This window comes from Mesorhizobium sp. M1169 (assembly GCF_040318345.1).
Lineage (GTDB): Bacteria > Pseudomonadota > Alphaproteobacteria > Rhizobiales > Rhizobiaceae > Mesorhizobium.
Map to the genome: position 1 here is coordinate 75,968 of NZ_JAMYME010000028.1, position 10,666 is coordinate 86,633.

7 protein-coding genes are annotated in these 10,666 nt (G+C 61.4%); 5 read left to right on the forward strand and 2 right to left on the reverse strand.

The features are described from left to right. The first annotated feature begins 157 nt into the window (after positions 1-157). On the forward strand, positions 158-3,724 hold the full coding sequence (locus tag NKH41_RS23765) for an SIR2 family protein (protein ID WP_352771670.1): 3,567 nt from the start codon (positions 158-160) through the stop codon (positions 3,722-3,724). A gap of 228 nt (positions 3,725-3,952) precedes the next feature. Here NKH41_RS23765 and NKH41_RS23770 read toward each other — a convergent pair whose 3' ends face one another. After that, positions 3,953-5,485, reverse strand: coding sequence for a helicase HerA-like C-terminal domain-containing protein (locus tag NKH41_RS23770; RefSeq protein WP_352771669.1), 1,533 nt, complete (start codon positions 5,483-5,485; stop codon positions 3,953-3,955). 275 nt (positions 5,486-5,760) lie between these two features. Here NKH41_RS23770 and NKH41_RS23775 point away from each other — a divergent pair, with 275 nt between their 5' ends. From NKH41_RS23775 to NKH41_RS23790, 4 genes are all read left to right on the forward strand, one after another. Next, entirely contained in the window at positions 5,761-7,203 is a 1,443-nt protein-coding gene (locus tag NKH41_RS23775; RefSeq protein ID WP_352771667.1) for a methylmalonyl-CoA mutase subunit beta, read from the forward strand. Beyond that, complete coding sequence (scpA, locus tag NKH41_RS23780) at positions 7,200-9,323, forward strand: methylmalonyl-CoA mutase (RefSeq protein ID WP_352771665.1); 2,124 nt, start codon at positions 7,200-7,202, stop codon at positions 9,321-9,323. The genes NKH41_RS23775 and scpA overlap by 4 nt, the downstream gene beginning before the upstream one ends. A gap of 73 nt (positions 9,324-9,396) precedes the next feature. Then, entirely contained in the window at positions 9,397-9,618 is a 222-nt protein-coding gene (locus NKH41_RS23785) for an AbrB/MazE/SpoVT family DNA-binding domain-containing protein (protein WP_352470978.1), read from the forward strand. Then, the gene (locus tag NKH41_RS23790) at positions 9,615-10,004 is read left to right on the forward strand and encodes a type II toxin-antitoxin system death-on-curing family toxin (protein ID WP_352771663.1); all 390 of its coding nucleotides are present in this window, start codon (positions 9,615-9,617) and stop codon (positions 10,002-10,004) included. Before NKH41_RS23785 ends, NKH41_RS23790 begins: the two co-directional genes overlap by 4 nt. Here NKH41_RS23790 and NKH41_RS23795 read toward each other — a convergent pair. After that, positions 10,001-10,474: a GreA/GreB family elongation factor gene (locus NKH41_RS23795; RefSeq protein ID WP_352490814.1), complete on the reverse strand. Its 474-nt coding sequence runs from the start codon at positions 10,472-10,474 to the stop codon at positions 10,001-10,003. The genes NKH41_RS23790 and NKH41_RS23795 overlap by 4 nt on opposite strands. Positions 10,475-10,666: the final 192 nt, after the last annotated feature.

Here is a 10,666-nt window from a genome sequence, read left to right on the forward strand (position 1 = left end):
ACGAAAAGTTTGATGCGAGTTCCTTCGGTGAAATGGCTCCGAGTTGTTTCAGCTGCGACCTGTATTGCGTCGGGTCGGGATGCTGGAGAGTTCGTGTTTGGTTCGCGCGGAATTCAGTGTAAGGCAGCAGACAGATAAGGCATCAGGCACACGCATAATGAAATTCCTCGAAGCAACTGCGGACATTCCCGACGAGTTAGTCACCGACGCGCTGGCAGGACGGGTGGTATTTCTGTGCGGTGCGGGAATTTCAATGCGGGTTGGTTTGCCGTCGTTCAAAGGGCTTACCGATCTTATCTACGAAGAGCTTGGCGAAACATTCGAACACGATCCGCCAGAGAAGGACGCCTACGACAAGTCCGAGTATGATCGTACGTTGCGAGCGCTAGAGAAGCGCTTACGTCGGCCAGGCACTGTCGGCTCGCCTGTCCGCGTTGCCTGCGCAAATCAGCTAAGAGTGCCGATCAATGTCGAGCTTTCGGCCCATGCATCCGTACTTACCCTCTCCCAGGATCGAGACGGAAGAAGCCGGGTACTTACAACGAACTTCGATACGCTCTTTGAGCGAGCTCTGGCCGAACGCAGGCTTCCCGTACTCAGCGAAGCGGGCAAGGCGTTGCCGAAACCCGGCGGCCCGCGTGATTTCGGAATTCATCATTTGCATGGGTGCCTCGCCGATGCCGAACTCGGACTTGCCGAAACCGACCTTATCCTCACAAGCGCGGATTTTGGCGACGCCTACCTACGGGATGGATGGGCATCGCGATATATCGAAGATCGCATGCGCACGACCACCATGGTTCTAGTCGGCTATCGCGCCGAGGACGCCGCGCTTCGTCTGCTTCTCGAAAGCCTGGACGTCGATCGGGAGCGTTTTCCCGATCTGAACAAGATCTACGCGCTTGAGAGATCGTCTGACGGCTCTGCGGCGCAGTGGCGGGCAAAGGGCGTTATCCCGATCGAGTTTGCAACGCACGATGAACTCTACGCGATGCTCGCCGAATGGGCAAAGTATGCAATTCAGCCGGCTGACTTTGAACGCGAGCGCATCAGGACAATTCTGGCGAAGCCTCCTCAAGACGCCAGCGAACTCGAGAAGTCCCAGCTCAAATTCTGCTTGGGACGCGGTGACGCTCATGCGTCGCTGGTGGCGAATAATCCTTCCTTGTCATGGCTGTCCGTGCTGACGGAACTAAAACTGGTGAAGTTTGATGATCGGTGGCTCGCGACATGGATCGAACGAAATCTCGATGCTCCCGCAGCCGTCACGCAGATTGTCGAAAGCCTCGGGCTGTTTGGGCCGGAAACAGCCGAGTTGCTTGAGTACCGATTGAACCGACATCCGACACCTTTGCCGGGCTATTTGCGCCTGAGTTGGACACTGATCATCAGGCACATGCGGAACGTGAAGCATGGGCTTGCGATGCGCGGCTGGTATGATCTTCTGCCCCGCCTCAATCAGGGTGACCGCTCGGCAGATATGGTCGAGCGTTTGACAGGTTTGCTGAGACCTCGCGTTGAGATCGCCAAGCGCATCTTCTCGCACGAGAACAGCCCCGACGCGCCTCAAAACCCTAGTGATCTAATGTCCATAGGCTACGAGCCCGACGAAGACATTCAGATCGACGAAGTGATACAGGCATGGTCATCTGACACACCCGCCCTAGCGGACGAGCAGCTTCTTCAGTCGCTTACCCATGTCCTCGATGCAACCTTGAACGATGCTATCGAGATTGGCGTTGAGTCGAACACAGGCTACGGGACGACGGACGGCGATGTGCCATCCGTCGCGGACCATCCGCAGAACGCCTATCGCAAGGGTTTCTTACCAATTGTTCGGGTCGTCGCCGAAGTGTGGTCACGGCTGGCGGGTAAAGACATTGCTCGCGCCCGCCTCTTCGTGCCGCGCTGGATTGCAAGCCCGCATCGTCTAAATCATCGCCTCGCGATGTTCGCATGCACCAACAACGCTATTGGTGCGGACTTGGCTGGGCATGTACTGCAAGGCCTGCCGGCGGGCGAGCTGTTCCTGACTGGCGGAACCGTCGAGGTTTATCGCCTTCTTCGCTCGCGATGGGTCGAACTCGGCGCGGAGATTCGAGATGAGCTTGAAATGCGCCTTCGCAATGGACCACCTGCGAGTTGGTTCCGCGAAGGCAGCGACATCGCCCGCTATCAGGACCGAAGGCGCTACGACCTGATCGGAAACCTGATCCGTGACGGTATCCAATTCTCGGATGCAACACGTGCGGCATTTGAAGAGATCGGAGCGCGATGGCCACAATGGGGACTACGCCCAGCCGCCCAAGCGGGTTTCAATAGTTGGAGCGAGTCAGGATCGGGCGACGAGGGTAACGTCGATCAGCTTCACGGCGTTTCCGATCTGGAACTCGTCGCCACGGCGTTGCGGCTGGATGCCGAAGGACGGCTGGGAGAAGGACAAACGTGGCGCTTGCTCTGCCAAACTGATCCTGACCGCGCACTGCGCGGTCTTGAGGCCGAAGCCGCTGTAAATTCTTGGCGCCCCAACGCGTGGCAACAACTTTTGTGGTCCCAGAAGGTATTTGCCGATGCCGGTGCTTCGGCCAGGATCGCGCAGCGACTGCTGGCATGGCCTGACGCGAATTTTTCCACAATCGCAAAGCAAGCGTCGAGCTGGCTTGAAAAACCAGAAGCGCTTGCGCTTAAAGAGCCGGTTTGGGCTTTGTGGGATAGAATTTTCGCAGCGATCGAGCCCGCGGACGACAGCGAAGAAGAAGTCCCGCTAAGATTGCTCGACCAGTCAATGAACGTCCCGATCGGTCGTTTGACGGAAGTTCTTTTGAAAAAACTTCCGACGTCGGAGAATGAGCCTGAATTCGCGGCCAACATTAGACCACGCCTTGAAGCAGCGGTTCAGATGCCGGCCCGAAACGGCTTGCTGGCGCGCGTGCGCGTGGCCGTTGAGGTCACCACTCTATTCGATCGTGCGCCAACATGGACAGCTGCAAACATCATTCCGAAGTTCGATTGGGCTTCTCCCGATGCCGCCGCTGCCTGGTGTGCGCGGCGCTTTTCGCGCTACATCGGAACACCAGAGCTCTTTGCCATTACCAAGGCACCTCTTCTGCAGCTTTTCGGCAAGGCCGACATGCCAGAGGAGGTAATCAACGCCTACGTTGAATGGCTACCCGCCATTCTGATCGCTAACCGCAAGGACGATGCTGGCTATGCGCTCTCCGCAGCCGAGGCCCGGGCGGCATTGCGGCAGGCGCGCCCCGCTATGCTTCGATCCGTCGGGCATCATTTGGCGAGGGAAATGGAAGCTGCCCCGCCCGCGGAAAAGCTCGCACGTTGGCGAGACGTTGTCGGCCCGGTGTTCCAAGGGATATGGCCGCTCGACATCGAAATGCAGACGGGCCAATCCACCTTCAAATTGCTACAGATCCTGCGGGCCACAGGAGAAGCTTTCCCGATCGCTGTCGACATCATTCTGCCCTTCGTTCGGCCTGAGAACACAGACGGCGGCACGAGCGTCCATTCTCTCTCAGATGCCGACAGCCTCCTTTTCACTTCAGCACCGGCAAAGATGCTTGACCTCGTAAGCGCAGTGGTTGGAATGCGACCTCCGGGATCAGTATTTGGCTTACAGGCGGTCCTTGACCGTATCCGAGCGGCAGAGCCGGCATTGGCCGGTACGCATAAATTCAAGGCATTGACGACGGCCGCTGCTCCCCAACGATAGAACGCCAACTGGTAAATGTTGGGTTGCCAGTTGAACCGCGGCTTGTCGCTACATGCGGATCGAAACCGGATGTTCCGCTTCGGCCCCTATCAAGACGTTCGGCGCATCGCCGCCAAGCGACCGCTCTTTCCGCATAGTCGCCGTCCGCTGTCCTCCAGATCTGGCCACCGGCGCTTGATACAGGACAGAATTACCAACACCGACGCCCGCCCTTCGGTCCGATGCCCCTCACCGCCCCCTGGACAGGCTCCCCAAAATCCCGCGGACGATCGCCCGTCCGACCGACGAGCCGACCGAGCGCACGACTGATTTGATTGCCGCCTCCGCCACGGTCTGACGGTTGGAGGGGCGCGGCGCGCGGCGGCCGCCGGTCGGCTGGGGATCGTCATTGCCGAAGCCGGGAATGGTCCAGCGCGAACGGCCTGCGTCCTGTTGCTGCGCCTGCGCCTCCTGGGCGTCCTTGGCCTTTTTCTGCAGGATCTCGAAAGCCGATTCGCGGTCGACGGTCTGGTCGTACTGTCCGGCAACCGGGCTCTCAGTGATCAGCTTGCGGCGCTCTTCGGGCGTGATCGGGCCAATCCGCGAGGACGGCGGGCGGATCAGCGTCCGCTGGACCATGGACGGCACGCCCTTGGCTTCCAGCGTCGAGACAAGCGCCTCGCCGGTGCCGAGCTGCGTGATCACGGTTGCGCAGTCGAAGTCGGGATTGGGCCTGAACGTCTCGGCCGCCGTCCTGACGGCCTTCTGTTCGCGCGGCGTGTAGGCACGGAGTGCGTGCTGCATGCGGTTGCCGAGCTGGGCCAGCACCGTTTCAGGGATATCCAGCGGATTTTGCGTGACGAAATAAACGCCGACGCCTTTCGAACGGATCAGCCGGACCACCTGTTCGACGCGGTCGATCAGCACCTTCGGCGCGTCGTTGAACAGAAGGTGCGCCTCATCGAAGAAGAAGACCAGCTTCGGCTTGTCCGGGTCGCCGACCTCGGGCAGTTCCTCGAACAGCTCCGACATCAGCCATAGAAGGAACGTCGCATAGAGTCGCGGATTCATCATCAGCTTGTCGGCGGCGAGCACGCTGATGGCGCCGCGTCCATCGCGCGTGGTGCGCATGATGTCGGCGATCCGCAATGCCGGCTCGCCGAAGAAATTCGCGGCTCCCTGCTGCTCCAGGACCAGCAGCGTGCGCTGGATCGCGCCGACCGAAGGTTTCGTCACATTGCCGTAGCGGGCGCCGATCTCTTCGGCGCGGTCGGCGATATTGGCCAGCAGTGACTGCAGGTCCTTCAAATCGAGCAGCAGAAGGCCTTCCTCGTCGGCGATGCGGAAGGCGATGTTCATGATGCCTTCCTGCGCCTCGGAAAGGTTCATCAACCGCGACAGAAGCAGCGGCCCCATCTCCGAGATCGTGGTGCGGATCGGGTGGCCCTGCTCGCCGAACAGATCCCAGAAGATGACCGGGAATTCCTGGAATTCATAGGGATCGAGCTTGACCTGCTCGGCCCGCTTGACCAGGAAATCCTGCGCTGTGCCCATCATGGCGATACCCGACAGGTCGCCCTTGATGTCGGCGCAGAATACCGGCACGCCGGCATTGGAGAAACCCTCGGCCAATATCTGCAGGGTCACCGTCTTGCCGGTGCCGGTCGCGCCGGTGACCAGGCCGTGACGATTGCCATACTGCAGCAAAAGCTGTTCGGGCCGCTGATAGCTGTCGTCCGGCTTGCGGCTGGCCCCTATGAAGATACTGGTATCGTCGGCCATGTGTCCGGTCTCCGCAAACCTATAGGGTTGAATGCCCTGATCCCTTGAAGAAAAGGGAGCCCCGCCGCAGGTATAGTGAGGCCATTGCGCAGCGACAATGGGCGTTGTCGAAAATGGCCTTTGGAGCTTGCGGAACCTGCCCATGTTTGGCAATCGGTTGACGGTCACCATCACGGAAGGCGCGTTGCACGGCATGTGTGCTGCATTGTGATATCGGGCCGGGGACCGTAGACTGACATAGTCGGCCGCTGCGGCCGCTAGAACGAGGAGAACCGATGGGCGCCGGTGCCTTGACCCAGGATGCCGAACTTCCGAACGCCGACCGGCAACGATGGCTGGCGCTGGCGGAGAAGGCGCTGGCCGGCGGGTCCTTCGAGGAAAAGCTCGTCTCGCATACAGACGACGCCATCCGCATCGAGCCGCTCTACGAGCGTTCGGTAACGGCGGAGCCTGTCGTGCGCGCCAACCCGGGATCACCGTGGATCGTCAGCCAGCGCATCGACGATCCGGACATAGGCCGCGCCAGTGCGCAGGCGCTGGAAGACGTCGCGCAGGGTGCCACCGGACTGTCGCTTGTCTTCGAGGGTGCGCCGAACGCCTTCGGCTATGGCTTGCCGAGGACGGCGGAGGCGCTGGAGGGCGTGCTCGACGGCGTGCCGCTCAACCGCATCCAGATCCGCATCGACGCCCATCCCTGGAGCCGTGCCGTGGCCGACTGGCTGGTGGCGTTTTTGACCAAGCGCCGCTCCGACCCGGCAAAGCTCAACCTCTCCTTCGGCATCGATCCGGCGGCGATCTTTGCCGGGACCGGCAGGCTGCGCATGTCGATCGAGGCTTTGCAGGCTTCGATGCCGCAGTCGCTGGCGCATTTCTTTTCGATGGGTGTGCCCGGCGTGCTGCTGGAGGCCGACGGGCGGGTATTCCACAATGCCGGTGCCACCGACGCGCAGGAGCTTGGCACCATGCTCGCCTCGGCCGTCTCCTATCTGAGGCTGTTCGAGAAGGCGCGCCAGCCGCTCGTCTACGCGGCGCCGCATATCGGTTTTGCGCTCAGCGTCGACCAGGACCAGTTCGTTTCGACGGCCAAGGTCAGGGCGTTGCGCAGGCTGTGGGCGCGTGTCCAGGAGGCCTGCTCGATACCGCCCTCCACCGCCAGCATCCATGCCGAAACCTCCTTCCGGATGATGACGGCGGCCGACCCGGAAACCAACATCCTGCGCACCACCATCGCCGCTTTCGCGGCCGCCGCCGGCGGCGCGGATTCGATCGCCATCCTGCCGCACACGATCGCGCACGGCCTACCCGCGGGTTTTGCTCGCCGCGTTGCCCGCAACGCGCAACTGATCATGGCCAATGAAAGCCACATCGACCACGTGGCCGATCCGGTTTGCGGTTCGGGCGCCGTCGAAGCGCTGACTGCGGAGCTCTGCGCGGCGGCCTGGCAGGAGTTCCAGCAGATCGAGGCGGAAGGCGGCGTGCTGACCAGCCTTGAGCAAGGGCACATCCAGAGGCGCGTCCAGGCAGCTTCCGCCCGCCGCAACACAGCCTACCAGGCGGGCGAACGGGCGATCGTCGGCACGACGCTGCACCCGTCGAAGACCGAGCGTCCGGTCGAGACGCTGGCGGCGGAGCGGCGGCCTGCCTTCACCGAAGGCGTTGCGGTGTGCGAGCCGCTATTTCCGATCCGCATCGATCAGTCGATCGGAGCCGCGCCATGATCCCGAATTTCAGCCAGATCGCCTGGTCGCCGCCACGGCGGGCGCCGGTCGAGATCAAAGGCCAGCGGATGACGCCGGAAGGCATCGCCGTCAAGCATCTCTACAGCCAGGGCGATCTCAAGGGCTTGCCACATCTCGATACCTATCCGGGCCTGCCGCCTTTCGTGCGCGGCCCCTATCCGACGATGTATGTCCAGCAACCCTGGACGATCCGGCAATATGCCGGCTTCTCGACGGCCGAAGAGTCCAACGCCTTCTACCGGCGCAACCTTGCCGCCGGCCAGAAAGGCCTGTCGGTCGCCTTCGATCTCGCCACGCACCGCGGCTACGACAGCGACCATCCGCGCGTCGCCGGCGATGTCGGCATGGCCGGCGTCGCCATCGATTCCATTCTCGACACGCGCCAGTTGTTCGACGGCATCCCGCTTAACGAGATGACGGTATCGATGACGATGAACGGCGCGGTGCTGCCGATCATGGCGCTCTATATTGTGGCGGCGGAGGAACAGGGCGTCGCGCAGAAGGATCTCACTGGGACCATTCAGAACGACATCCTGAAAGAGTTCATGGTGCGCAACACCTACATCTATCCGCCAAAACCTTCGATGCGGATCGTGTCGGATATTTTTTCCTACACGTCGAAGCACATGCCGAAGTTCAATTCGATCTCGATCTCCGGCTATCACATGCAGGAGGCGGGAGCGACGGCGGATCTCGAGCTCGCCTACACGATTGCAGACGGCATCGAATATGCCCGCGCCGGCGTCGCGGCCGGCCTCGACATCGACCGTTTCGCGCCGCGCCTTTCCTTCTTCTGGGCGATCGGCATGAATTTCTTCATGGAAGTCGCCAAGCTGAGAGCAGCGCGCCTTTTGTGGGCCAGCCTGATGCTGAAGAACTTTTCGCCGAAGGACGAGCGCTCGCTGTCGCTGCGCACCCATTGCCAGACTTCGGGCTGGTCGCTGACGGCGCAGGATCCCTACAACAACATCATCCGCACCATGATCGAGGCGATGGCCGCCACTCAAGGCCATACGCAGTCGCTGCACACCAATTCCTTCGACGAGGCAATGGCGCTGCCGACCGACCATTCGGCCCGCATCGCCCGCAACACACAGCTCATCCTGCAGAAGGAGTCCGGCACGACGCGCATTATCGACCCGTGGGGCGGCTCCGCCTATGTCGAACGGCTGACACATGATCTGGCGGCGCGTGCGCTTGCGCATATCGAGGAGGTCGAGAGCCTCGGCGGCATGGCCGCGGCGATCGAAAAGGGCCTACCGAAGCTGCGCATCGAAGAGGCTGCCGCGCGCACCCAGGCGCGCATCGATTCCGGCGAACAGATCGTGGTCGGTGTCAATGCCCACCGTCCCGGCACGGACATCGAAGTCGACGTGCTGAAGATCGACAATGCCGAGGTCAGGGCACGGCAATTGTCGAAGCTGCAGCGGCTGAAAGGTACGCGTGACGTCGCCGCCGTCGAGAGCGCGCTCGATGCGCTTACCCGTGCTGCCGGGAGTAACGGAAACCTGCTGGAATTCGCCATCCGGGCCGCACGCGCCAACGCCACGGTCGGCGAGATTTCGCTGGCGCTGGAAAAGGTTTTCGGCCGCCATGTCGCCTCGGTGCAGACGATCTCCGGCGTCTATCGCAACGCGCTCGGCGACAATCCCGTGGTCGACCGGCTGCAGGACAAGATCGTCGCGTTCGAGGAGAAGTCCGGCGGCAAGCCGCGCATTCTGGTCGCCAAGATGGGGCAAGACGGCCATGATCGCGGCCAGAAAGTGATCGCAACCGCCTTTGCCGACCTAGGCTTCGACGTCACCGTCGGGCCGATGTTCCAGACTCCGGACGAGATCGCCAGGCTGGCGGTCGAGCATGACGTGCACATCGTCGGCGCCTCGTCGCTGGCTGCGGGCCATTTGACGCTTATTCCCGAACTCAAGCATGCGCTGAAGAAGCTCGGCCGCGACGACATGCTGATCGTCGCCGGCGGCGTCATTCCACCGCAGGATTACGACGCAGTCCGGCAGGCAGGCGCCACTGAAATCTTCCCGCCCGGCACGGTCATCCCGGAAGCGGCGGAGCGGCTGATGGACCGGCTGCTGCAGGCCGGCTGACGCCTTGTTATAATGCCTGTTGTAACAAGAAACACACTGCGTTATAATCAGCGTTGCAACAGGATGCCTCACCATGAACACGACCATTCGCAAGATCGGCAATTCCGAAGGCGTGATCCTGCCGAGGGAACTTCTCGATCGTCTGAACCTGAAGGCCGGCGACCAGCTTCAAATCGTTGAAACAGGTGACGGTTTTGCGCTGAGGCCGGTGGACGACAGCTTCGAGCGGCAAATGAAAGCTGCCCGCGAGGTCATGGACAAATACAAGGTCGCGCTTCAGAAGCTCGCCGAATGAGCTGGGAGTTTCTGACGCGGCGTGCAGTCGAAGCCATGCACGCGGAGCAGTTGCGCCGACACGGCGGAGCACAAGGCTTGAGGGATGAAAATGCCCTCGAATCGGCGCTCGCTCGCGCCGAAAACAAGGCCAACTACGGAGACCCGTCGGTTGAGGAACTCGCAGCCGCCTATGTCTTCGGCATTGCCAGAAATCATGCCTTTGTCGACGGCAACAAACGCACGGCCATTGTCGCGGCCGGCGCATTTCTGATTGTGAATGGTTATGCCCTGTCGGCCAATGACGGCATGCTTTACGAATTCGTCATCGGCGTCGCCGCCGGCGAAATCGACGAGGCCGGCGCCGCGGCGTTCTTCCGCGACCATGTCGTCAAGCTCGAAGACTAACTGTCGGAGAGCTTGACGATCTCCCATTCCTTACCGTTGACCACGGCAACTTCGCCGACCTTCTTGCCGAACAGCGCCATCGCCATCGGCGACATATGGGAAATTGTCCCCTTGGCGGGATTTGCCTCATCCTCGCCGACGATCTTCCAGTGCACCTTCTTGCCGTCGTGGCTTTCCAGCGTGACGCCCATGCCGAAGCGAACCATGTCGCTGCCCGGTTCCGGCACCGAAAGCTCGGCGCTTTCGCGCCGCGCCGTCCAGTAGCGGAGATCACGCGACACCAGCGCGATGCGCTCGCGGTCGGCCCTCTTCTCGGCTCTGCCCAGTTCGTCGCGCAGAGCGGCCACCTCGGCATCGATCAGCGCCATGCCGCGTTCCGTGACCAGATTGCGGTGATGGCTGATCGGCCGCTCGCCGATGCCGGCAATGGCGTTTTCGCTGTCTTCCTCGCGGGTGAAGGCCCTGCTCATCCGACGAACTTAGGCTTGGAATGGCGACTCCACAAGCCATTGCTGATGAAGAGGCTAATGGTGAAGATCTGGGTTCAGTACCCGAGATTAGACAGCTGCTTGGGGTAGATAGTGTTGAAAAAGTCCGGGTTGCAGCAGTCCTGAAGCACTGATTCAATCTTCGTCGTAAGAGGAGATTGAGTCGATGATGGG